At 53.5% G+C, this 22912-nt stretch carries 28 protein-coding genes and 3 pseudogenes; 18 read left to right on the top strand and 13 right to left on the bottom strand.

Annotated elements, in window-relative coordinates; genetic code table 11:
* Window positions 1-61: 61 nt before the first annotated feature.
* The 7 genes from Poly51_RS18075 to Poly51_RS18045 all read left to right on the top strand — a co-directional run bounded on the left by Poly51_RS18075 (window position 62) and on the right by Poly51_RS18045 (window position 3968).
* Window positions 62-295 carry a hypothetical protein gene (locus Poly51_RS18075; RefSeq protein WP_146459142.1) on the top strand — a complete coding sequence of 78 codons (234 nt, stop codon included), beginning with the start codon at window positions 62-64 and terminating at the stop codon, window positions 293-295.
* A 42-nt stretch (window positions 296-337) separates the two neighbouring features.
* Window positions 338-1141: an ATP-binding protein gene (locus Poly51_RS31355; protein ID WP_146459141.1), complete on the top strand. Its 804-nt coding sequence runs from the start codon at window positions 338-340 to the stop codon at window positions 1139-1141.
* The gene (locus Poly51_RS18065; protein WP_246114593.1) at window positions 1036-1791 is read left to right on the top strand and encodes a radical SAM protein; all 756 of its coding nucleotides are present in this window, start codon (window positions 1036-1038) and stop codon (window positions 1789-1791) included. Before Poly51_RS31355 ends, Poly51_RS18065 begins: the two co-directional genes overlap by 106 nt.
* Entirely contained in the window at window positions 1788-2243 is a 456-nt protein-coding gene (locus tag Poly51_RS18060; protein WP_146459139.1) for a hypothetical protein, read from the top strand. The genes Poly51_RS18065 and Poly51_RS18060 overlap by 4 nt, the downstream gene beginning before the upstream one ends.
* Before the next feature lie 147 nt (window positions 2244-2390).
* Entirely contained in the window at window positions 2391-2636 is a 246-nt protein-coding gene (locus Poly51_RS18055; RefSeq protein ID WP_011123305.1) for a hypothetical protein, read from the top strand.
* Window positions 2614-3363, top strand: coding sequence for a DNA alkylation repair protein (locus tag Poly51_RS18050; RefSeq protein WP_222435887.1), 750 nt, complete (start codon window positions 2614-2616; stop codon window positions 3361-3363). Before Poly51_RS18055 ends, Poly51_RS18050 begins: the two co-directional genes overlap by 23 nt.
* Window positions 3348-3968, top strand: coding sequence for an HD domain-containing protein (locus Poly51_RS18045; protein ID WP_146459138.1), 621 nt, complete (start codon window positions 3348-3350; stop codon window positions 3966-3968). The genes Poly51_RS18050 and Poly51_RS18045 overlap by 16 nt, the downstream gene beginning before the upstream one ends.
* 7 nt (window positions 3969-3975) lie before the next feature.
* On the opposite strand, the gene Poly51_RS18040 is transcribed toward Poly51_RS18045, so the two are convergent.
* The 3 genes from Poly51_RS18040 to Poly51_RS18030 all read right to left on the bottom strand — a co-directional run bounded on the left by Poly51_RS18040 (window position 3976) and on the right by Poly51_RS18030 (window position 5362).
* Entirely contained in the window at window positions 3976-4167 is a 192-nt protein-coding gene (locus Poly51_RS18040) for a hypothetical protein (protein WP_146459137.1), read from the bottom strand.
* A 4-nt stretch (window positions 4168-4171) separates the two neighbouring features.
* Window positions 4172-4450, bottom strand: a complete 279-nt coding sequence (locus Poly51_RS18035; protein WP_146459136.1) for a TIGR03643 family protein — start codon at window positions 4448-4450, stop codon at window positions 4172-4174.
* 78 nt (window positions 4451-4528) lie between these two features.
* Window positions 4529-5362 carry a PhzF family phenazine biosynthesis protein gene (locus Poly51_RS18030; protein ID WP_146459135.1) on the bottom strand — a complete coding sequence of 278 codons (834 nt, stop codon included), beginning with the start codon at window positions 5360-5362 and terminating at the stop codon, window positions 4529-4531.
* A 177-nt stretch (window positions 5363-5539) separates the two neighbouring features.
* On the opposite strand from Poly51_RS18030, the pseudogene Poly51_RS18025 reads away from it, so the two are divergent.
* The 3 genes and pseudogenes from Poly51_RS18025 to Poly51_RS18015 all read left to right on the top strand — a co-directional run.
* Window positions 5540-5959 (top strand): annotated as a pseudogene (locus Poly51_RS18025) (YdeI/OmpD-associated family protein); the annotation flags it as partial.
* Between the two features lie 135 nt (window positions 5960-6094).
* Entirely contained in the window at window positions 6095-6304 is a 210-nt protein-coding gene (locus tag Poly51_RS18020; RefSeq protein WP_146459134.1) for a tautomerase family protein, read from the top strand.
* 166 nt (window positions 6305-6470) lie between these two features.
* Window positions 6471-6995 (top strand): CIA30 family protein, encoded by a 525-nt coding sequence (locus Poly51_RS18015; protein ID WP_246114581.1) that lies wholly within the window; start codon window positions 6471-6473, stop codon window positions 6993-6995.
* Between the two features lie 4 nt (window positions 6996-6999).
* Here the strand turns inward: Poly51_RS18015 and Poly51_RS18010 are convergent, their stop codons facing one another.
* Complete coding sequence (locus Poly51_RS18010; RefSeq protein ID WP_146459132.1) at window positions 7000-7926, bottom strand: hypothetical protein; 927 nt, start codon at window positions 7924-7926, stop codon at window positions 7000-7002.
* A gap of 167 nt (window positions 7927-8093) precedes the next feature.
* Between Poly51_RS18010 and Poly51_RS18005 the strand changes: the two genes are divergently transcribed.
* Window positions 8094-8891: an NERD domain-containing protein gene (locus Poly51_RS18005; RefSeq protein ID WP_186775635.1), complete on the top strand. Its 798-nt coding sequence runs from the start codon at window positions 8094-8096 to the stop codon at window positions 8889-8891.
* Here Poly51_RS18005 and Poly51_RS18000 read toward each other — a convergent pair.
* Window positions 8868-9059: a hypothetical protein gene (locus Poly51_RS18000; protein ID WP_222435886.1), complete on the bottom strand. Its 192-nt coding sequence runs from the start codon at window positions 9057-9059 to the stop codon at window positions 8868-8870. The genes Poly51_RS18005 and Poly51_RS18000 overlap by 24 nt on opposite strands.
* Between Poly51_RS18000 and Poly51_RS31840 the strand changes: the two genes are divergently transcribed.
* From Poly51_RS31840 to Poly51_RS17980, 4 genes are all read left to right on the top strand, one after another.
* Window positions 9032-9355 (top strand): DUF7008 domain-containing protein, encoded by a 324-nt coding sequence (locus Poly51_RS31840; protein WP_390621792.1) that lies wholly within the window; start codon window positions 9032-9034, stop codon window positions 9353-9355. The two genes, Poly51_RS18000 and Poly51_RS31840, sit on opposite strands and share 28 nt — an antisense overlap.
* 73 nt (window positions 9356-9428) lie before the next feature.
* Window positions 9429-10187, top strand: a complete 759-nt coding sequence (locus Poly51_RS17990) for a hypothetical protein (RefSeq protein ID WP_146459128.1) — start codon at window positions 9429-9431, stop codon at window positions 10185-10187.
* Window positions 10187-11215 carry a hypothetical protein gene (locus Poly51_RS17985; protein WP_146459127.1) on the top strand — a complete coding sequence of 343 codons (1029 nt, stop codon included), beginning with the start codon at window positions 10187-10189 and terminating at the stop codon, window positions 11213-11215. Before Poly51_RS17990 ends, Poly51_RS17985 begins: the two co-directional genes overlap by 1 nt.
* Before the next feature lie 282 nt (window positions 11216-11497).
* A complete protein-coding gene (locus Poly51_RS17980; RefSeq protein ID WP_146459126.1) occupies window positions 11498-11908 on the top strand; it encodes a hypothetical protein in 411 nt (136 codons plus the stop codon).
* Between the two features lie 379 nt (window positions 11909-12287).
* Here Poly51_RS17980 and Poly51_RS17975 read toward each other — a convergent pair.
* The 5 genes and pseudogenes from Poly51_RS17975 to Poly51_RS17945 all read right to left on the bottom strand — a co-directional run.
* Window positions 12288-12620 (bottom strand): annotated as a pseudogene (locus tag Poly51_RS17975) (nucleotidyltransferase domain-containing protein); the annotation flags it as partial.
* 200 nt (window positions 12621-12820) lie between these two features.
* Entirely contained in the window at window positions 12821-13192 is a 372-nt protein-coding gene (locus tag Poly51_RS17970; protein ID WP_146459125.1) for a TA system antitoxin ParD family protein, read from the bottom strand.
* A 481-nt stretch (window positions 13193-13673) separates the two neighbouring features.
* Window positions 13674-14332, bottom strand: a pseudogene (locus tag Poly51_RS17955) (PhzF family phenazine biosynthesis protein).
* The gene (locus Poly51_RS17950) at window positions 14333-14785 is read right to left on the bottom strand and encodes an OsmC family protein (RefSeq protein ID WP_146459124.1); all 453 of its coding nucleotides are present in this window, start codon (window positions 14783-14785) and stop codon (window positions 14333-14335) included.
* The gene (locus Poly51_RS17945; RefSeq protein WP_146459123.1) at window positions 14782-15255 is read right to left on the bottom strand and encodes a DUF1569 domain-containing protein; all 474 of its coding nucleotides are present in this window, start codon (window positions 15253-15255) and stop codon (window positions 14782-14784) included. The genes Poly51_RS17950 and Poly51_RS17945 overlap by 4 nt, the downstream gene beginning before the upstream one ends.
* Before the next feature lie 106 nt (window positions 15256-15361).
* Between Poly51_RS17945 and Poly51_RS17940 the strand changes: the two genes are divergently transcribed.
* Together Poly51_RS17940 and Poly51_RS17935 are read left to right on the top strand one after the other, a co-directional pair.
* Entirely contained in the window at window positions 15362-15835 is a 474-nt protein-coding gene (locus Poly51_RS17940; RefSeq protein WP_186775634.1) for a YdeI/OmpD-associated family protein, read from the top strand.
* Window positions 15832-16179, top strand: coding sequence for a tRNA-binding protein (locus Poly51_RS17935; RefSeq protein ID WP_246114580.1), 348 nt, complete (start codon window positions 15832-15834; stop codon window positions 16177-16179). The genes Poly51_RS17940 and Poly51_RS17935 overlap by 4 nt, the downstream gene beginning before the upstream one ends.
* A gap of 8 nt (window positions 16180-16187) precedes the next feature.
* On the opposite strand, the gene Poly51_RS31040 is transcribed toward Poly51_RS17935, so the two are convergent.
* Entirely contained in the window at window positions 16188-16553 is a 366-nt protein-coding gene (locus Poly51_RS31040) for a hypothetical protein (protein ID WP_222435885.1), read from the bottom strand.
* 334 nt (window positions 16554-16887) lie between these two features.
* Here Poly51_RS31040 and Poly51_RS17930 point away from each other — a divergent pair, with 334 nt between their 5' ends.
* Window positions 16888-17229 carry a hypothetical protein gene (locus tag Poly51_RS17930; protein WP_146459121.1) on the top strand — a complete coding sequence of 114 codons (342 nt, stop codon included), beginning with the start codon at window positions 16888-16890 and terminating at the stop codon, window positions 17227-17229.
* A gap of 3 nt (window positions 17230-17232) precedes the next feature.
* Here the strand turns inward: Poly51_RS17930 and Poly51_RS17925 are convergent, their stop codons facing one another.
* Window positions 17233-20787 carry a hypothetical protein gene (locus Poly51_RS17925; protein WP_146459120.1) on the bottom strand — a complete coding sequence of 1185 codons (3555 nt, stop codon included), beginning with the start codon at window positions 20785-20787 and terminating at the stop codon, window positions 17233-17235.
* Window positions 20780-22675 (bottom strand): hypothetical protein, encoded by a 1896-nt coding sequence (locus Poly51_RS17920; RefSeq protein ID WP_146459119.1) that lies wholly within the window; start codon window positions 22673-22675, stop codon window positions 20780-20782. Before Poly51_RS17920 ends, Poly51_RS17925 begins: the two co-directional genes overlap by 8 nt.
* Between the last annotated feature and the right edge of the window lie 237 nt (window positions 22676-22912).

Raw genomic sequence — 22912 nt, 5'->3', positions numbered from 1 at the left:
TAAGTAACCCAGGAGGGGACGTGTCTTTCAAACACCAATCAACACCACCAAACGAGAACTCATGAAACAACTCGATATCGAACGCCGCGTCGCACTCTCGCTCGCCGTCGGCCGTTACTTGCGATCCGCCGAACGCTTCAACGATGCCTCACGCGAATTCACCGGAGCCTGCAAATCGCTCCGCAATCAACTCGGCACCGATCAGCGTTTCGTCGTGCAGAGCGACTTCAAGCATTTTCTGGTGACCAGCGATCGCCACGGAAACTTCGATGTCGAGCAAATCCAGACCCTTTAACAACCAACCGTTTCAACCATCCACCAAGGAGTTACCAATCCAGTGACCAACCTACTCGAAACCATCCAATCGGGCCGGCAATCGAAGCCGCCTCGTGTCTTGCTCTACGGTGTCGAAGGCATCGGAAAGTCGACATTCGGCAGCGAAGCCCCCAAGCCGATCTTCATTCAAACCGAAGACGGTCTCGACGAAATCGAATGCGATCGCTTTCCGCTGGCGACGAAGTTCGATGACGTCGTCGCAGCCCTGAAAACACTCGTCAATGAGAAGCACGATTACGAATCTGTCGTGATCGACTCGCTCGATTGGCTGGAACGTCTCGTCTGGGACAAACTCTGTCAGCAGTACGCCGTCGAGTCGATCGAGAAGGTCGATGGCGGGTACGCTCGTGGTTACATGCACGCCCTCTCCCTGTGGCGTGAAGTGCTCGACCTGCTCAACGTGCTGCGTTCTCGCGGCATGGTGATCGTTCTGATTGCCCATTCCAAGGTCGAACGGTTCGAGGATCCTGAATCCTCACCTTACGACCGCTACTCGCCGCGACTTCACAAGCACGCCGCTGCCCTCGTGAAGGAATGGTGCGACGCCGTGCTGTTCGCGACGCGTAAGATGCGAACGCAGAGCGAGGACGGCGGCTTCAACCGCAAACGTACGATTGCTCACGCCATTGGCAAAGACGGTGGCGAACGCGTTGTGCGTGCCTACCTGCACTTGAGTATCACTTGGCCCACGGTTGCAATCTGTCGTGCCAGCAATGCAGCCACTACAGCGACCATCATTTGCCCGGTGCTATGCCCACGATCGAGCAAGCCGATGCCGACTACCAGAAATGGTCGCATCGTCTAAGGCCGGCTCGGTTCGCGTTGCTCGGCGGCGAGCCGCTGTTGAATCCCACGATTTTGCAACACATCAAGATGGCTAGGCAGCATTGGGACAGCGACTTGATGCTCGTCACCAACGGATTCTTCCTGCATCGGTTTCCCGAGCTGCCGAAAGTACTCGTTGAAACGAACTGCCGTCTCGAAGTCAGTCAGCACGGCACGCACGACGATTATGTCAAACGCTTTCGCGAAATTAAACACCTCGTTTGGCGTTGGCGAGAGCAGTTCCCCGGCGTCCGCATCAAAATTCGACAGTCGCACCGCGGCTGGATGCGGCAATACAAGGTGGCCAATGGCAAACCGATGCCGTTCAACTCCAGGCCCAACGCCGCGTTCAAAGTCTGCATGCAGAAAATTTGCACGCAGCTCTATGAAGGCAAACTTTGGAAATGCCCCGCATTGGCCTATTTCGCCAAGCTCGAATTCAAACTGCGACTGCAAGATTTGCCACAGTGGCAACTCTTCCGCGACTACCAAGCGTGTTCAGAAAGCGCGACGGATGAAGAACTGCGAACCTTTATTGAGACCGAATCTATCCCGCAGTGCGGCTTGTGCCCCAGCAAACGCACCGCGTTCTCCCATCCCAATCCTCTGCAACGGAGTGCCCTGCAATGACGTATCCTTCCGACTATCCCGAAATGCCGCCCTATCCATTCGTCCCACCGTTTGATCCGCCCGGCAGCGAGTCGCCATACGATCCAGAGGAAGACGACGACGGCCCGATCATTCTCACACCGCCGCCGTTACCGCCTCCGCCAGTGTGGCCCGACGACTATCCGCCAGGCACGCCCGATCCCGGCCCACGCCCGCCATGGTGGCCGGACGACTACCCTTGGCCGCCGCCACCTGAAGAACCGGTCGTGATCGAGTCACCGCCACCGATTCACGTCTGGCCGCGACTACCGCCGGACCATCCCTATCACGTCCCGCCCGGCTACTCGGCTCCCGACAATTTACCACCAGGTCACCCCGGCGAAGCCTATCCGGGTATGCCCGACTATCCCGTCGTTCATCCCGGCGATTGGGGAGATGACTGGCCCAGCTATCCCGGCATCCTCGACGATTGAAATTCGTAGTCACGACAAACCTTCTTACACACAAGCCAGCATCATGCTGGCTTGTGTCGTTTGGCACCGCCGGTATTCGATTTGTCGGAGGGAATGTACAACTAGCACTTCGTAACAAAATGTTTCATTTCAACATGGAGACACGAAGTGGCCAAGAAGAAAGCAACCAAAGCAGCCGTGAAGAAAACGCCTGCCAAGAAGAAGGCGTCAACGCTCAACGACATCTACAATGAAGTCGCTCGGAAAGCAGATACAGACGGCGTGAAAATCAATGTCGCTGAGACCAAGCGAGTGCTGGCTTGCTTTTTCGACGTTCTCGAAGACTACAAACCGGCCGACGCGTTCGACTTCGTTGCCAAAGGTCTGAAGCGTGCAGGTACTCGGCGTCGCTAAGATGACGGCGAAGCAGGTTCTTTCGGCGCTTCGTGAGGTGGCTCGCGAGGATAAGGCTGCGTTTCTGCCTGGGTTCTTTCAGGCGGTGCCGGGTGGGTACGGCGAGGGCGATCGGTTTCTCGGTTGCGTGGTGCCGGACCAGCGGAAGGTGGCTCGGCAGTTTCGTGATTTGTCGCGGGATGAGCTTGTAAAACTGTTTGCTTCGCCGTGGCATGAGTGTCGGCTGACGGGAATGCTGATTCTGGTAGATCAGTATGAGCAGGCGGCGAAGCCGAAAAATCCTCATCGTGAATTTGAATGCCGCGAGATTGTGGACTTCTACTTGGCGAACCTCGATGCGGTGAACAATTGGGACATCGTTGACACTACCTCCCCAAAGATTCTCGGGGCTTGGTTGGTTGAAAACTACGATGAACGAAGCGTTCTCGATCGGCTAGCGGCGAGCGAGGTGTTGTGGGAGCGGCGCGTCGCTGTATTGGCTACTCTCTCGCTCATCAAGAATGACGAGTTCGAGGAAATCATCGAGCTTTCCGAGCGCCTGATGGACGACGGACACGACTTGATGAACAAGGCAATCGGATGGATGCTTCGCGAAATGGGCAAACGCGATCAGTCTCGATTGGAAAAGTTCTTGAAGAAGCATGCCAAGACGATGCCGCGAACGATGCTTCGTTACTCAATTGAAAAATTGTCCAGGGAAGACCGAACGAAATGGATGAACCAGTGATCCAGGAGCTTGTTGAGAAAGTCGAAGCCATCGTGCGCGAACGCATGGAGGGGCAGGCTGCGGGGCATGGCATGGATCATGTGGTTCGGGTGCTGGTGTCTGCGCGTGCGATTCAATCAGAAGTCGGCGGCGATTTGCAGATCATTGAATTGGCGGCTTTGCTGCACGACGTCGGCGATGCAAAGTTCCACGACGGCGTGGAGCGGAGCGCCGAGTTTGCTCGTGAGATTCTGAACGGCCTGGGTGCGGACGAAGATTTGATCGAGCATGTCGCTCACATCGTCGACAACATTTCATTTCGCAAAGGGGAATCGGCCAAACCGCTATCACTCGAAGGCAAGATCGTGCAAGACGCGGATCGCCTGGACGCACTGGGAGCGATCGGGATCGTGCGGACGATCGAGTACGGTGCTGCGTTTGACCAGCCGTTCCATTTGCCCGACGCCGGTGACGCGAAAACGGGCGTTGGGCATTTCCACGAAAAGCTGTTCAAACTGAAGTCGTTGATGAACACCGACGCGGGACGACGGATGGCTGAAGATCGAGAAGCATTCATGCGAACTTTTTTGAATCAGTTTCTGCTTGAGTGCGGAGAGGCATCCTGACACCGCGTCAGTGACGCTTCTTGCTCTTCCACGTGCCGCCGTATTGGTAGTGCGAGTTGCCCGGTTTGACTTTTTCGAGGCACGCAGGGCAGACGAATATCCACCGGCCGTCTTCGTCGATGCGAACGCGGTAGAGAACGTCGCAGGTTTCTTCGCAGCGGGTGCACGGCTTGGTGCGGACGCGTTTGATCTTCGCCATCGTGCTAGCCACGCTGCGATCTGGCGCGGAAACGACGTGGCTCGTCGCGTGCGTCGGTTTCGGCGAATCTGGCTTCGTGCTTGGTTGTGCGACCTTGCGTTCGCTTTCGCCACATTTTGAAAGAGTTCGCGGTCATCTCAGATCGCATCAGCTTGATGACGTCTCCGGGTGAAAGGCCGAACTGGGTACGGATCGCGTCGAAGCTCGTACGGTCCTCCCAAGCCATCATGATGATCCGGTCGATCTCGGCTCGCGTAAGTTCGTTGTCTTGGGAATCGGTCATCGAAAGAATGAAGGACGTGGGCTGAAGGATGAATTCGATTCTGCATTGTATTGACCCGGCGAATCATTCATTCAGCCCTCATCCTTCAGCCGGTTCGCTCAGCAGTCGACCTTCGAGAACCGTCACTGCCGTGCCCGTTAGGTGCACGCGATCGCCGGCGACCTCGCAGTTCACCGTGCCGCCGCGAGATGAGGCTTGGTAGCCAACCAACGACGTCTTCCCAAGTCGAGCCGCCCAGTACGGTGCCAAGCAGCAGTGGGCCGAACCGGTGACGGGGTCTTCATTGATCCCGCATTGAGGCGAGAAGAAACGCGAAACGAAGTCGATGCCACTCGCTCCGCCAGCGGTCGACACCATCACCCCGCGTGTTTCGATGTCTGCAATCGCGTTGAAATTCGGCCGAAGCGATTCGACGATGCTCGCATCTTCGACAATCACCAGCAGGTCGTACTTGCTTTGCAAAACGGTCGCTTTGCGTATTCCCAACGCGTTGCGCAGTTGCTCGGCAACTGTCGGATCGACATTGTCGCTGGGCGGAGTCGCTGGAAAGTTGAGTGTGATCCGCGAATCGGACGGTGTGCAGACCAGTTCGCCGCTTCGCGTTTGAAAACGAATCTGCTGACCAGCTTCGACACATGCTTGTTCGATTAGCGTGTGTGCCGCGGCGAGGGTCGCGTGACCGCACAAGTCGACTTCGGTAGCGGGCGTGAACCAGCGAAGGTGGAAACTGCCTGCGTCATCGGTCGGCACCACGAACGCGGTTTCCGATAAGTTCATTTCCATGGCGACGTTTTGCATCCACTCATCGCTCGGATAGCGTTCCAAAATGCAAACGGCAGCCGGGTTGCCGGTGAAGGGCCGATCGGCAAACGCGTCGACTTGCCAGATGGGGATGCCGTCGGAAGAGTTCATTCAAGTCTCGATTCGGATTTCGGTTTTGACGTAATTGGCGATGAAGCATTCGGCGTGTGCTTCAAACTACATGTGACTGAGTTGATCGCTTGCTGGTTCACTGTGGGGATTATTCAAACTGTGTGCGTTGACTAGAATCACCGTTAAACAGTTTATTGCCTGCGGTTTTTATGCACCATGAGTGACTATCCCTACAACTTCGACGTCAAGATCACTGAGACGTTGGTCTACTTGCCGAAGCACATTGTTTCGCAGTTGGACTTCGGCAAATCGAAGCGTCTGCGGATCGACGGCGAAATCAACGGCATTCGCATCGAATGCGGCTTGATGCCCGACAAGGGCAAGTGTTGCTTCATGGTGTCGAAGAAACTGCAAAAGCTGTGTGGTATCTCGCCCGGCGATACGGCACGTGTCAGCTTTGACATCGCTGATTCCGAAGCGGTTGTCGTGCCGAAGGAACTGCAGTTTGCTCTCGAAGCGAACGATGCTGCGATGTCGGCCTGGGAGAAGTGGACCGCTGGCAAACGCCGTGCTCAATGCCATCGCGTCTCGTCGGCGAAGAGGGTGGAGACTCGTGAGCGTCGTGCGGAAGAAGTGATTGCTTTGTGTTTAGCCGAACTGGGAATGCAAACCGGCGTGACGCCATGGCAGGCGTTTGAACGATGTCGATGCGAAGGTCGTCAAGCGTTTCTGTAAAGCCGCTATCAAACTCTAGCCGGGCCAATTTCTCCCATGCCATACATCAACGTTCAAATCACCAAAGGTGCGACTCGCGACCAGAAATCGCGATTGGTTCGCCGCATGACCGACGCTTTGGTCGAAGAACTCGGCAAGAAACCTGAACACATTCATATCGTCATCCAGGAAGTGGACGACGAAAATTGGGGATATGCCGGAATGCTGACTGACGAGTGGAAACGGAAACAGCAATCGCAGCAGTGATTGAGCTGGCGATTCGCGGATAACGGGAGGCGGCGCTTGTTATCCGACTACAGTTCGACAAACCTTCGTCCCCGCAAACCGAGCCAAAACCATGCCCCCATTCCTCCGCCTCTGTTGCTTTGGCGCGATCGTCGCAGCGCTATCCACCTCCGTTCATGCCCAAACCATGACTAGCCTGTTCGATTTCAGTCAGTCCAGTGACACGGATAAATGGCAGATCGTCAACGACGGTGTCATGGGCGGTCGATCGAGTAGCCAAGCCTCGATCGTGAGCGTGGACGCTGGCGGCGAATCGAAAGGTGAAACCAGTGTGATGCGGTTCACCGGCAATCTGTCGCTTGAGAACAACGGCGGGTTTGCTTCGGTGCGGTCCCGACCCAACGGCTCACTCGGCCTCGATCCCGGCGAGACAATCGTCTTGCGAGTCAAAGGTGACGGACGACGCTACACATTCAATCTCTACACACCCGATCGCCGCACCGCGTTCTCGTACCAACTGGATTTCGACACGAAAGCAGGTCAGTGGACCGAAGTCAAACTCCCCGTCGATAAGTTCGTCGCTCATTCCTACGGCCGACCCATGCCCAACATGAAGCTGACGCCCAGCCAAGTTCATTCCGTCGGCATCTTGCTCGGTGACAAGAAGCCAGGGCCGTTCGAGATATTGGTTGACTCGATCAACATCGAGTAGCGGCTCACCGAGCTCGTTTTGCGACGTTCTCCCGCACGCGATTCCATGCTGGCTTGGGCTTGCCGTCGTGCGTTTGCAGACCAAGCGTGCCGAGGTACTCGGCGAATGCCGGTAATTCGACGCCATAGTATCTCGTCATCGCGCTCACCTTGGCCTTAGACATGTCGCATATCCAGACGAAATTGATTACGGGAAACGCTTCGACGTGTTTGTCCCAGGCAACGAATATCACGTCGATAAACTCTGCTTGCTGATCCAGCGAACTACCGCAAGCGGCGCCGCTCGGATAGCCGGCTTCGAGCAGATGAATGGGCTTTCCCGACGCAACCTCAATCATCTTGACGAAGTCGGCTTCGATGCTCGATGGCGGTCGTACTTGGAAAGTTTCGTCCAATGGGTAGTACGTCAACATGCAAGCGTCTGCGGAAGACTCAAGCTTGTCAAATTCCGACGCGAGTTTGCCGGTTCGTCCTCCGAAGGTAACTTTTACTCCGACAGGGATGTTCGGATGCTTGGTGTGAATGTGGCGGGCGACGGCATCGAAGAATGCTTTGTAGCCAGCAAGCTCATCAGGATGCTGAGCGAACCAGCCGTCGACTTCATTACCAACCGCGATGGCTTGGATGCTGGCATCCGGAAGCTGTGCCAGCGTCCAATCGACCCAATCGCAGAACGCTTTGATTCGCTCGTCCGATTCCCACGTTGATTCTCGCAAGTGCTTTGGAACTCGCAGCGCGTTCGTGTCGATCGGATTGAGCGACAGCACGATCGCGGTGTCGAGCGCCGGATAGACTTGATTTGCGATCGTAGCAAACTCACTCGCGTAAGTTCCGGGTGCAGTCTCGATCTCGTCCCACTGCTGCGGCAATTCGATGAACTGAATACCGGCATGCTTGGCTTCGCGGTTACTCTGCACTTCGTGCGATAGCATTGGACTACACCAAGTCTTTCGATTGGATGGAGGCACCGTGCGTTGTACCCCTCGTAAAAATCGAAGACTTGCTTGCGAAATGCGGATTGGATAGTGGATCAGCGAGTCAGTTTATAGAGCATTGCACTTTCGGGAAGGAAAGCGTTGACCTGTACGATTGCCCGCTCGTGAAAATCGGGAAAGACAATGTCTGCCTATCCATTTTCTCTGCTTGCGCGCACGATGCCGTCCGCTTGGTGCTTTCTCAATGCGGTCGATTCGGTCACCAGTTTGACGAAAAAGGTGCGTGTCTCGAAGTGAAAGTTCGTGAAGTCTTCGAGAAAAATGGAATCCAGGCGGTTGAGCTAAAGCGGCGTATTGACGGCCACGATTTGCAAATCGACTGTCTTTTCGTTTGGGAAAATATCCTGTTTATCGTTGAGTGCAAGAATTATGCGTTGCCCAGTGAAACCGTGCAAAGCAAACACACGTTCTGGATCAATCAGAAGGAAGCCGCGGCGCAATTGGTCAGACAGGTTGCAATCCTTGAACAAAACCCACAACTCGTGCGCGAAGAACTTCATCGCGACGTTCAGTGGGAACGCGTTGTGCCTGTTGTTTTAAACGGAATGCCATTTTCCCTGCCGGGACTTCATTGGGGCGTCTATTTTTATGATCTCGTTTCTCTTTGGAAGTTCTTCGCCTCTGGACAGATACGTTGCGTCAACGAAGCACGGCCAAGCGTTGCTGACGTACCTCACAAAGGAGAGGATACAAGGCTGTGGGCGGGGGAATCTCCTTCGGAAAAAGACTTCTTCGCCAGTGTCGAGAACAACAAGTTCTACGAATTGACGGCCGGAGAGTTTGTTCCGAGCCCGCTACCATTTCGCGTATCTGAAAGGCTCATGGTGCTGACAAGTATTGTTGGTCGAAGCGAAATGGTTCTGGACGAAATGGTTCGGTCAATGCTGGGAGACGACCGCTAATTCTGTTGTAAACATCTGTCCCTTGCGGCCGACTCGTTCACGAATGCGACTGAGTACGTCCATTTGCTCATAGCGAGCTAACAGCCCGGGATAGATCATCAACACGGGCTTTTCCGAGGACAGAATCGTTTGCTCGACTTGTGGCATCGCGACACGGATCAGCTTCATTAGCCGGCTCCAGTCTTCGCTGTGATGGGCGGCAGCATCGGGATGATGGTGATTGGGACGACCCACGCCTGGTCCCACTGCTCGCCGCCATGGACCAACAAATTCCCTGGGTCAAGCAATGGCACAACGACACCGACAACGAATACGGCTACGCCCTAGGCGACTACTTTGAAGAATTCATCGCCACCGAAGCCCGCAACCTAAGCCTCACCCCCGAAGACATCCAAGCCTGGGAACCACCTCAGAAGCCGAAGAAGAAGCGGGCAGCAAAGAAGAAAAAATCCAAGGAGACGTAGAATGAGCCGCCAAAAATGACCTTTCCCTACTCTCCCCGAAGCACCTAAAACCTGCGATAATACACAGAAAACAATGAGCGACAGCGAACAAGTCAAAGAAAATGATTTTCCTATGAGCGATCAATCCCCAAAATTTCCAGAGCCTTCATTAAACGAGGTAATCTCCGGAAGCGCGATGCCACCCGAAATGTTGCGGGACTTCTTTGCGATATCTCGATTGGAGACTGCTGGACTTGCTCAAGTGGTGCAGTCGCTGGGCAATCTCGATGGCCTCGGAAATCAATCAGCTCTGGAACACCTGATTCTGAAAGCGCTCGGTGCCGACACTAACAAAGACGTAGCGAAGTCCATTCGTCGGACGATCAACAGCTTGCGATCTAGCAACCTCCCCAAGGTGCTGGACTCTTTGGACAAGTGGGTGGACAGTGACCGAAAGGAACGAGAGCAGTTCTTTTCACCTGAGAACCTCACTCGACTGCGAGAGAATCTGAATGTCCTAATCACGGAGAACAGCTACGGGAAACTTATTCGCAAAGCCGAGCGATTGCTGCGAGATGTCGGTAACGAATTTCGTGACGTGAAATTTGTTTGCGATTTACGGCCTGTCTTCGATGATTCAAAAGAGCATGTAGATGCGTTTGTTATCTTGACGCACTTAAGGATCCACTATGTAACGCAAGGTGGCGACAATAGTGCATTCGAGCTAGCGTTGACAGAAGATGAACTCACACGCTTACGTGATGATATTGGCACGGCTTTAGAGAAAGTCAGCGTTCTCAAATCGATAAAGAAAAACCTGGTCGTTCCAAACCCTAATCAGGAGGAGACATGATGTCAGACACGATCAAGCAACTCAACGAATACCTTTTGACGCAATTGTCACATTGGAGTGACGATGACGAACACGTTGAGCTTGAGAATCACCGCATTGAAGAAGTCATGCCTGGCGTTTTGCAATACAACTTATTGGAAAAGCGTAGCGGGAAATGGCGAAGAGGATTCGGCATCGATTGCCCTGAAGATCGAGTCGACGAGATAAGTGAGAGATTACGTTCTCAGGGCCAGGTTAGATGGGTGGAGCCACGAAGCTCGAATCTGTTGTTGCCCGAGACAGCAACACCTTCCTCAAAAACTGTCTTTGTCCCAAGAACGTCTCCATCGGAAGAGCTTGATAGAACAGCAAAGGTCGATTCATGGATTCATGATTCCCTTGAGATTCTTGAAAAGCTCGAAGATTTATCAGCAACTGAGAAAGATCAATTTGCCGCAGTCCTTTTTGCAGAAACGAAATCGTTTGAGAATGCGGAACGAGATCGGTTGTTGCGAGTGTTGCACGCCTTCATCGATCGAAATCGACTTACGGAGGACGCAGACCGAATGGTTTACGTTTGCTCTGCGATTCGCAAATACGCGATGAACATGGGGCAAGATCAGTTTGAGGCCTACTGCGATTGGCTGCTGCCTACCGAAACAACTCCGGTTCACCACGAAGTTGAAATGGAGTTTGTAAAGGCGCTGAGTTATCGTCTGCAATTCGTGGAATTGAATCCGACGCAAGACTTTCCGAATGCACTCGAAATAGTAAGCGATCTCGCGTTCGGGTATCTACGCAGATCGCTGATTCTTCAAAAGAGCTACGCAAATACTGCCATGCTTGCACTCATTTGTGTCGCCGTCTTGGAATCGCTTTCAACATCACCAGCGTCATTAACCAGTGAGCTCTTAGAAAAGGTTGACTCACTTAAGATTAGCTGGTTCAAGGAGATGGTTGAAGACAATCTTGAAGAGGCGGTGGTTTTTGTAGAGCAAAATAGTCCAGCGGTCTACGAGAATCTAAAAGTTGCTTTGGCCGAGAATTGATCGAGCGTTATGGCGACTTTCCGCACGGTAAGAAATAAGGCAGCCGAAGTCTGTCCGCTGGACGTCCTCGGCCTCGAACTTCGAGGCTTTCTTGTTCATTCAATGCTATGTGATGAATCGGAACCGAGGACAGATGTATCTGATCGAACCGATTTGGCTGTCACGCACATGTGTCCGCCAATCGTATCCGGCAGGTTCCGTTGCGATGTAGTTTCACATCTCCCGATTACGGAGCGCGAGCGTCGAAAGATACAGAGATTTGTTGATCGCTTCCGAAAGGAGATGGAAGCGAATGCGAAACAGCAGGAAATGCTGCCCTCGGAACCACGCTATCTGATCCACCCAGAGCGATTGCAACCCCGTGCTGATAATCCTTTGTGGTCGTTTAGCTGTGTTGGATTCGTCGTTTCTGCCTATCGGAATGGCGGCATCACTATCTTGGCAAACCAACGTCCACTCAAGACTCTTGCAGACTTGAAGCTGCTGTACCCAGATCGGGCCGCGGATTTGGATGATCCATTGAAACGTGCAGAGTTTCTTCCTGAAGGAGGCGAAAGTTGGCCCGTAGCCCTGGTTGGTTACCTATTCAATGCCTTCCATCGAGATGATGCAGAAGTTCGTTCGATACCGTTCCAGGCCCAAGTCGGAGACGAGTATTTTCCAAGCCGTCGACAAATGACCAACGACAAATGACAACCTACATCAAAGATTTGATCCATATTCCGGAATCCGTCGACAAAGGACAGTTTGTCCTGAAGTTGACCGATGGGGTTAACGTTGAACAATATCTTTAAGTCTACAGAGGCTTGGGATGAAGAGCAGATCACGAAACGGGGCAAGTCGCTCGCAAGTCAAGTGAGCAAACTCTGGCCCAGACCCGATAGCGGCGTCAAATACGAGCCGCCAGGAAAGGCCGCTGGCGCCGGAAACAAGGCTAGAGAACGAAGGACGAACTACTGGGCAGCCTTCAATGAGGTACTTGAATCGAGCGGGGTAAGCTTAAGGCCGGTTCGAAAGATTGAGGGACGCATCTGCGAGTTCTATCCGCCGATGGCCGACGTCAATTTGGCTGGATGCCGGTCAGCAACGCACGGTAAACGTACAGCAAGGGCTTCACCCTTGGCGGTGACTCTTTGCCGAACAGTTTCCACTGGGTTGCGGCGAAGCCAAGGTAGTGATGGGCGTGGTGCTTGGTGACGCAGTCGGCCGCGATCGACTTCAGTTCGTCGAACTCCTTGGTCGCGAACACGACCAGCGGCGAAAATATCTGTTCGAGCACGTAGCCGTTGCGACGCAGCATCAGAGCGAAGAATTTGGATGCGTCGTGTGTGACCAAGTCGATTTCTAACCCATCGTAGATGCCTTCCTTTTCGACCGTTTGATCACCTTCATCGAGGCCCACAATCAGCGATGCTCGAATCGCTGCTGCGGCCTCTGCCGCCTGGTAGGGGCCGATCGCAAGTTGGCCGGCGATCTCGTCAGCGTTGACGAATCGCAAACCACATTCGGACAGATGTGACTCGAAAAACGTTGACTTGCCGGCACCGTTGGAACCGGCCAAAGCGACCACGATTGGACGCGAGTCGAGGAAGTCGAAACCCAGCATCAACCAGCGGCCGGTTCAAAGACTCGATTCACAAATCGGCCAATCGTCTCGGTGCCGTCCTCGTCAATCTTGCGGAGCAAACCGGGGCGATCCTTCACCGGCTCGTAGTGCGGGAACGGTCGCGACTTCAAATAGTCACTCACACGTTGCCGGCCGGCCGGCGAATTTACCGCCGCCATCACTTCGGATAACGACCGAACCGAACCGGCTTGCCGAAGCGCCATCGCTCGATCCCCGCGTAGCAACGGTTCGAGCGACTTGCCGATCGCCGCCCAAAACTCAATTTGGCCAGCAATGCTGCGCTGCGAAAGCTCGGCCGTCGCGCGAGCGTCACAAACAAGTTCGTCGGATAATTTGACCGGTTGGCCCATGGTTTTTCTCCTGATCATTACACGGTAGCATAACGCTACCTGCGACTCAAGCATCGTGTTTTGCCGCGACCGACATCGACGAAGTCGCCAAGCTGATCAACCTCACTGACGACCACGTCATGGGACCCATGGTCGCCATCGGCAAAGGCACCAAAGAAGCTTGGCCGAAGCCTGGGCAACTGACGCTCGGTAAAGTCACCGTCAACAATTGATTTTGGCGGGTTCAAATCGTGACCTAGAGTTCATCGACCTGCGGTCGTTGCCGCGGAAGGTGTGCGCCGATCGTCATGTTATCGAATTCATTATGCGTAAATTTCGCAACATCGTTCTAATTCTCACAGGCGTTACGGCCGCGGTGGCCCTCTGTTGCCCGATGCTGGTCGTGTTTGGGTTCTTGGCACTCATCGTTCCAGGATTGGTGCTTATCACGGCTCCCACCGTGTTTGTCTATCTTGCGACGATGCTCGGTATTCAGCGAATGTTAAGGTGCCAAGCAGCAGTGTGCCGAACCGGTGACGGGGTCTTCGTTGATCCCACATTGAGGCGAGAAGAATCGGGAAACGAAGTCGATACCGCTTGCTACGGCGGCGGCCGACACCATCACTCCGCGAGTGCGTTGAAGTTGGGGCGAATTGATTTGACGGTGCTTGCGTCTTCGACAATGACGAGCAGGTCGTACTTGCTTTGCAGGACGGTCGCTTCGCTGATGCCTAACGCGCCGCGTGCTTGCTCGGCGACTGCCGGATCGACATCGTCCCTGGGTGGAGTCGCTGGAAAGTTGAGTGTGATCCGTGAATCGGACTGCGTGCAGGTCAGTTCGCCGCTTCGCGTTTGAAAACGAATCGACTGGCCTGGATCAACATGCGATTGTTCGATCAACGTGTGCGCCGCGGCCAGAGTTGCGTGACCGCACAAGTCGACTTCGGTGGCGGGCGTGAACCAGCGAAGGTGGAAACTGCCTGCGTCATCGGTCGGCACCACGAACGCGGTTTCCGATAGGTTCATCTCCGCTGCGACTTTCTGCATCCAATCGTCACTCGGATAGCGTTCCAAAATGCAAACGGCAGCCGGGTTGCCGGTGAAGGGCCGATCGGCGAACGCGTCGACCTGCCAAATGGGGATGCCGTCGGAAGAGCTCATTCAAGTCTCGATTCGGATTTCGGTTCTGACGGAATTCGCGATGAAGCACTCGGCGTGTGCCCGCTCATGTAGTTGAGCCATTTCGGCAGCCGAGGGTTCGCGTTGGCCAGACCATGTGACCTTCGGACGCAATCTAACGTTGCCAATCCATTGCTTGCCAGCTTCGTTCGTTTGCATCTCGCCAACCGCTTCGTCGCGGTACGCTACCACTTCAAAACCCGCTTTCGCAGCGATGGACAAGAACCACAGCATGTGGCAACTCGACAACGATGCGACAAACGCTTCTTCAGGATCGACGGCACTCGCATCAGACATCGGCACTGGAACGATGTCGGGTGAAGAGGATGCTTCGATCACCTTTCCGCCATCGAACGTCCATGTGTGAACACGGCTGTAGCGGTTGGAGCGAAGTTTTTCTCCTGAGTTTTGCCAGTGGACGGTGGCGTGAATCATGAGGCCGGCTCGTTAGGGACGAGAAACCCCAGGTGATGGCCGGCGTGCATCCACATGAACTGCTGCCAATCCTCGACCTTCAGTTCGTTCAGGAACGGGTAGTCCTCGATTGGGCCAGCAAACGCTTTGGCTCGTTCGATTGTCGCGATGCAATCGTCGATGATCGCGTCGTCGTCGGAGCCTGGTTCTGACTTGGGCTTTAAACGATCCAACGTCGGTCCGCTCGACATCTTCCGCGTTTTCAACATGCGATTGAAAATCCACTTGATGATCGTGGCTCGCAGAATCCACGGAAGTCGAAACCCAAAACCGTCCATGCCGCCGGTCATCGTTGCAATCAAATGCTCGCAAACTTGGGTGAGGTTCCAGTTCTTAGTTTTCGTATAGCCGCTGGATCGAAGGTTTTGAATCTCCGCGATCACTTCATCACCGGTGTGAAAGTCGAGTGTTCGTTTTTGCGTGGCTGCCATGGTCGTTCTCTTGTGAGCGTTCCGGCGAATACTGGCCGTCTTCGTCGACGACGACCGGGCCGGTAAGATGAGAAGATCATTTTACGAACACTGCAGCAGACGCACCATGAGTGACTATCCCTACAACTTCGACGCCAAGATCGTCATCTACGAATTTGGCAAAATGAAAAGCTCGGTCGTGTACGTTCCCGAAACGATCACGTCGCAATTGACGTTTGGAAAGTCAAAGCGTTTGCGGATCGACGGTGAGATCGCTGGCATTCGCATCGAGGCCGCGCTGCTACCAACGCGTGGCAAGTGGTGCTTGATGGTGTCGAAGAAGTTTCAAAAGTTGATCGGCGTGACAGTGGGCGACACCGTGTCGATCGCTTTCGAGGTAGCTGACCAGGACGCGATCACGGTGCCAACGGAACTGCAATACGCGCTAGAGGCCAACGATGCGGCTCGCGAAGTGTGGGACAGTTGGACGGCCGGCAAGCGTCGCAGCTTCTGCTACCGAGTCGGCAACGCGAAGATGGTTGAGACACGTGAGCGTCGCGTCGAAGAAGTCATCGACACCTTGATGGAGCACGCCGAGTGAACGAGTCAGGCATCATCACTTGGCAAGAGTTTGAAAACGTGGACATGCGAGCGGGCACGATCACGTCAGTGGACGATTTCCCGGAGGCTCGTAAGCCGGCGTACAAGGTCACCGTCGACTTTGGTCCCGAGACTGGTATCAAGCGAACGAGCGCCCAAATCACCGCGAACTACGGCAAAGCCGAACTCGTTGGCCTGCAAGTGATCGGCGTAGTGAACTTTCCGCCCAAGCAGATCGGTCCGATCATGTCCGAGTTCCTGATCGTGGGATTTTATCGCGACGACGGATCAGTCATCTTGGCGGTGCCTGACGAAACAGTCCCCAACGGTGCGAAGCTGGCTTAGCAGGCGATCTATTTTTCTCGACGAGCCGCGTCGATTTGCTTTGGCGTCGGCTCTTTTCCGCCTCGTGACTTCGACATGAATTTCATCACGCGATCGTGAAGTTTGTCTTCGTCAACACCAGCCAAGCGATCGCCCATCATCGCCAGCGTCTCGGACTGCCCAATTGTCGCAGCAAGTGTCGCGTTAAAGTAGCTAGTGTCTGTCCGGAAATCACTCCGAGTGCGATTTCCTCGGGGTGAGCTTACGAGTTTCAGTCGCGAAGATTCGGATTCCGAGTAGCGGGCGAAGTGATTTCCGGCTTCTCTACATGTTTTGCGAGCGAAGCCAGCGACTTGGGCAGCGTTTGGGATCGAGCCCTTCGCGGTGCATGACATTCGCTGGCGACCTTAACAATAGTAAAACTTAGCTCTGGTCGATGAAGCCGGAGTTTCCGGTGTCGGCCACCGGTGCGAGTCGCGTTTGTTAGCCGACTACCTCCGTGAAGCCGGAATCTTACCCCCGTCCCATTTTTTGCACAATTTTCGGCACTTAATTGGGACGGTAAATTGAATCCCCGTGTCGACGAAGTCGCCAGGCACTGGACGTTCGTTATCCGATCTCGGGGATGGTTCGGTTAGTGTCGCCATGTAACACGACTCGATGAACCAAATCCATCGAGTCCGAATGCCGCGATAGCAAAAAGACCGAAGACTGGCCTGGACGTGGCTCTTGGCGATCGTCTATTCACTGATAGGTTTCCAACCAATTCTGGGGAGTACGGTCACAATGCGGCAGCAAGATATTGAGTCAACTGAATACTCAGGATTCTGTGATTACCGCGACGCGATTCTCGCTGCGTTGCCAGAAAGATCGAATGTTTTGAAGGAAAGCCTTTTGGTTTCTGAGGGCGAACTCGATGCTGCACTGGCGAGACTTCCAGAGGATCGAAGGCACACTTGGCAAAATCGCTTTGACACGGGGTATGCTTGCGTCGCAGATTTTCAGCGAACGCAACTAGCAGTAGCACTTCGTGGCAATCAGTTCCTGAATGTCAACCAAAGAGCCGCGTAGGCGTCAATCGTTGCGCAAGCTTTGGGCAGAGATCTCGGCGCTGTCACTGGGCATCGCATGTTGGCGTAGCCAAAGCAGCAATTCATCTGGCGGATTCTCATCTTCGTCAGTCACCAGGGCCACAAACCGGTCAAATTCAGACGGTACTAGCCGCAGTTCGAGCGACTCGAACGCCAACAGGCGACTAGCAATTTGCCACATGACGATTCCGCACATTGGAATGTCTCGTAGCTCTCTTCCAATCGCATGAAGGATCGTGCCAACTTCCTGATGAAGCAGACTCCGTTCCGACTGACTCGCGTTGGGCTTCAGCATGGCGGCTAAGTCAGACGCTTCCAAAATCGGTTGAATTCGGTTCGCGACGCGATCGGTTTGTTCCGACGTCAAGCCAAGTTCCATTTCTCCAAAGAGTTTGACCACTTGATCAAAAATGGCCGATTGCCTCGTTGTTGCTAAAGGGCGATCTGGATACGCGGACTGGCCGTGGAATTGAACTGCTGTTCCTTTCCAAGAACTGGACTGGACGTTCCCAATCAATATCTCCGAGGTCGGACGACCAGCGATTTCAAGGCGCACTTCTCTGCTCTTGCGATGAAACCCAAGCTTGCCCGATAGGTCCACGGCGACCCCGCCCCATGAGTATTTTTCAGATTGGTCGTAGCGGTGGTTTCGCCACAACGTCATTGTGCCGCTGATTTTGGTGCCATCTTCCAAGACAAAAAGACCGTCAACCAAGTCGATTTCCCCCTCTTCATGCGACCACGGTTCGGGCCACTTTGCCGTGGTTTGTTTCCACTGTTTTTCGAGATGTTTTTTGGCTCGTTTGAGTATGTTTCTTGCACCAATCGACAGTGCTGATGATTCGACAAACTGTTTGATTTGCGTTAACGTTGCGTCATCACCAAGTTTCGCGATCGCCCTCGCAAGCCGTAGTGCTTCGCCAACATCGAACGATTCACTTCGGCAAAGCGAAAAGAGCTTCTCAGTATAACTTTCCGTCCATTGTCTCTGTCGCCGACGAAGCAGTACGCCATCAAACGCGTCTCGAACGGCTGGTTCTCGGTGCCCTTGAAACTCCATTGAGCGGAGCACGTCATCCGAGAATAGACTTGTGGGGAGCCACTCCGTTGACTCGGCTGAACGCCGTTCCCACTCGCGATCTTTGCTGCCAGCCCACAACCGACAGGACGTAAAAAGTTGTTCGTGATCAATCCTTGACAGTACGCGGTACGCTGATCGACGAACCTGAAACGATGGGTCTTTAATGAAGGGGAGCATCCATCCTAGCGTGTCGCGAGGCCGCAACTGACGTAGAACTGTCTCTGCGGCTTCGCACAAAGCAGCCCTGCCTTCGACCCTCCAGTCCTGCCAGCTTGCGGAGCCAACAAAATCCAATAAAAGATTGGGCGACAGTTCCGCTAACACTGAAAATAAACCTGTGTCGGTCGAGTATGAAGTGTTGAGCGACAAAATTCTCGACGCCAAAGCAGTGATAACTTTCGCCGGATTGGTATCGCCGACTCGTCGCACTGGACGGATGAGTTGATAAAAAACATCCGCTCTTGCCTGAAGGAACACGGACGAGACTGCGGTGGCAAATCGCTGGAAATCCTGTTGGTAAAGAACACCGAGCAAGTAAGCCTGCCAACCCATCAGCGATTCCGGTTCGGCAACATTTAGCTGACCTTCCGTAAACGCCAACTGGATTCGATCCAACAGCACCCGCTCTGAGTTCTCGTCCAGCCAGTCCCTCATGATAAAGACCTCGAAGGCACGCCAACGGAGAGTCTCGTCCGTCGAATTCGTCAATGACCAGAGTTCCGTTTTGCTACTTTCAGAAACGTCGAACTTCGTTCTCGCAATCGCTTCGAGAACTTCGCCTCGGGTATGCGCTTCGATTTCTTCATCTTGAGCAAACCGAACCAAATCACTCAACTGGCTGCCGTGTACATACCCACTCCAGCAAAGCCGACAAAACACAGAGAGGGCGGTCTCACGATGGATCCTGTCACCACCATGTTGCGCGTTTTCCAGCAGGACTTCTGCAACGTCATCATCACCTTCTTCGATCCTCGCGATTGCCAATTCACTGAGCGCGTCAATAGTCGCCATTAGCACCCGGCCTTCATAAGTGAAGCCGAATTCCAACATCGCTTCAAATGCGTTGCGACTACGACAAGACTGAGTGAGTTCGATTAAGCCCAACTGCCGGGAGAAGTGCTCGCTATCCTCAGCTCTATCGTCAGCCGTGTCGTCGCTTTGGACTTCGACATTGACAGCAGGACGTTCGCTAACAAGGTCGAGAATCTCGCGAGGTAGTTCACTGATGCGACTACAAGCGAGCAGCTTAGCCACTTCCTGTGAAACGAAACCGCTAGACTCACCGGCTACCGCGTTCGCAATAAACGCCTGATCCGGTTGGAAGCCCAATTCCAGCAACGCCGCCATCGCTAAAGGTTTAAGTTCCGAGCTAGTCGTTGTGAACTGCCCACGGTGACCTGTGTCACGATCTGCGATTTTCTCCAACCACTCGGCTACCTCTTGGTTCTTGAATTTTCGCGACCCTCGCAGATGAGCGGGCTTTACAAACTCTTGCAACCGCGACAGGTAGATGTAGTTGAGGTGACCACGCTCCGCATTGTCTTGTTGCATTTCTGCGGCAAAGCTAACGAAATAGTCATTGACGACTTGCGCTGAGTTGCACCGGAAGCCGTACTCGCTGGATTGAGAGACTTCCTTTCCACGCTTGCTCAGCAACGCCCAAACTTCATCATGGGTTTTGGCGTCGTCGTCACATCGGTCGACTGCCCGCGTTACGACGCTGATAGCTAAACCTTGTCCCAAGCGTCGCTTACTTTCCTTTTGGCGAAATGAGTGCTTAAGGAAAAGCATGGCAATATCCATTCGCTTTGGGCCCACTATTTCCTGGATCGCCAACTCGGCTAATTCTACGAATTGCGCCTTCCCCATTTTGGATTGGACTCGATCGAGTATCAGATCACGCTCCGCTTCGTCGAGTCCAGTCGCGATCAGCGTTCTCGCTGCGATCGCCGCATGTTGGCCACTGCCGTTAGCCATCTTCCAAAGTAACGTTGCGACTGATGAATTTCGGTAACCAATCCGGGAGATGCACCAGAAAAAACAATCTTGAGGCTTGGTTCGCAGTTTCTCCTCTAAGACGGTCAACACTGACTCACGAACCAGACACATCTCGTCATAGGAGTATTGGTAAATCCATTGGCTGATGTTCTTTCGCAAATAGTCTTGGTCGATCGAAAACCGCAACGACATATCATCCGAATCCTTCTTTAACTCAACAAACGGTAGAACTAGCCGGTCGATCATCTCGCTGACGACTTCGGGATGAGTACGAGTCGCACTGGCCGCCGCAGAGCAAAGCGAGTTGGCATATTGGATGGCGTAACCACACCCGACAGCATCTCGTGCCTCGAAAACATCAAGAAAGAGTTGTCGAACTTCGTTCAATGTATTCGCGGATTCCAATCGTTGATCGAAAGGATGTTGCGCTTCCATCGCTTCGGGGCTTTGCTCAGCCATTGATACTCTCCCTTGCAAAATACTCGCACAGCCAAGGACGATTCCACCGCCACTTTCGATTGTTACCGCCTCTTTCATGCTCAATTAGACCGGCGGACACTGCTTCATCAAAGATCGGCATCTGGTGGGTCGGAGGACACTTGACGGCATCGCAGGGAGCAAGCCAGTCGTCATTCAAATCAGCTTCCCGAGATGGGTTGCCAGTAAGAAAGCGTTTAGCCGATTCCTTCATCGCAACTTGAGCCGCGTTGAGTGGTAGATCTCCAATGCGATCGGATACTTTTTGGAAGAACCAACGGACGTACGAAAGTGCAATCGCGTCTCGTGATTCGGCAGTGCCGTCCAAGAATGAGTGTTGCTCGGGAACGCTCATTAGGGTGAAGCATCGCCAAAATACGGGGTGGCGAATGATGTCAATTCGATCTAAATGAACCGGTTTTTCGGTTGAGGGAGCTACGCCGTGTGTCGTCTGTCGTGTGGAGAGGTGGTCCCTGATCCGGCGTCCGGCACGGGGACAACTTTTGAGTTCACCTGCGAGTCTGGACAGATCACCATTGGTAAACTGCGAGACCGAGAATGGGAATGGCTTTTCCGAAAATGGAAAACCGCCGACACCAAGATCGCTCAACTCACTCTCTCTACGACAGCTAACAACAACACTGAAAGTGGGCATTCCATCACGGATCGACTCTGTCGCCGCAAAAATCAGTTCGCATAGAAAATTGCGAGCCTTGATTGGCAACCCTTGCCGACCATGCCGTTCATCGACTCCGTCGATGTACAGTGTCAAAACTGGCCGCTGTGAATTGGCTTTCTCCAATCGCTTCATCGTCTCATCCCACGCAAGTTGATCCGGGTTCTCGTCCTGGTTGCGCCAGCTTCGTACCGCATCTTGCACGGAGGTTCGATTGAGTTGGTCGGCTTTGACAATCAGAACAAAACCAGGCGGAACACCCCTCGTTCTCAAATTTTCGATAGCCGAATCACAGACCGTCACGGTTTTGCCGCAGCCTCCTTCACCTTTGACAAGAATGAATGGGTGCAGCCCAGCCGCTTTCGCAATCTCTGACACAATGCCACGATGAAGTGTGGTTTCGGTTGCACCTTGCATCTTTTTGAAAAGGAGAACTCCTTTCTTCTGAATTTCGGCTGACCGATCGCAGGTTAAACTCAGGGGGTCTGTGCGGCAAACGAGAGCTTCAATCAGTTGCTGACGATTTAAGTCGCGCGTGGTGGAGGATGCAATTACGGTTAGCAGTCCGATCAGGTTGTTGATGCCAATCGCTAACTCGTGTTCCTTCATCCCGTGGCTGTTGGCCACTGACTCGATTTCGGATTTAACTTTGTTTAAGTCGCGTCGATCGTATTTCAAGCAATTAAATACAGGATGAAATCTGGTGAACGGAAGCGTTTTTTTGGTCTTGGCTTTGATTCCATCGTGCAAAAGATCTCTGAATTGGTGCCCTGTCATTTTCTTCGCAGAGTTTCCCTCGAACCACTTCTTCGCTGCTTCGCACAAAGGTCGATTCGTCGTCAAATAGCAGTCGATATCGGCTGGCGGCACTTTGGAAGCCAAAATGCTACGGCGGAAAGCAATCAAAATATCTCGGAGATCAGTCGGCTCAAGTTCTTTTCCGGTACTTGAGTACTTGTACTGAATCATCCGCAAGCGATGGTTGTTGGGATACGAGATGATTCCATCCTGGCCAAGTTTCTCCAAGGTAAAGACAGCGGACAATTCGTTTGGATCTGTATTCGCGAAATAAAGCTTCAGAGCATCATCCGCTGAAGCGAGCAACTGGAAAAAGAATCCAGCAATCGAATAGTGTCCAGATTCCTGCAATGCGTGTCGCCTCACGAGGTTAAGAAAACGAAAAAGTTGATGCAAAGATTCGTTGGCCTAGAAGACAATGGACTGTGCAAGTCACCTCCAGGCTTGGTCAGTTCGCTGCATTCTAGCGTTTCCGTTTGGTCGTGACATCTACGGCCCAACAACCATAGTGAATCTGGCTACGGCATCGTTTGGACGCTCCGGACAACGATAGTGTACGGGCAGCGAACTTAGAATTCGCCGAGGATTTCCTTAGCCAATTGCTTGCCACTCGCCTCGCGAAGTGCGTATGAA

Source organism: Rubripirellula tenax (assembly GCF_007860125.1).
Lineage (GTDB): Bacteria > Planctomycetota > Planctomycetia > Pirellulales > Pirellulaceae > Rubripirellula > Rubripirellula tenax.
Note: the sequence above shows the minus strand (reverse complement) of the source record. Positions and strands in the feature narration are given on the sequence as shown.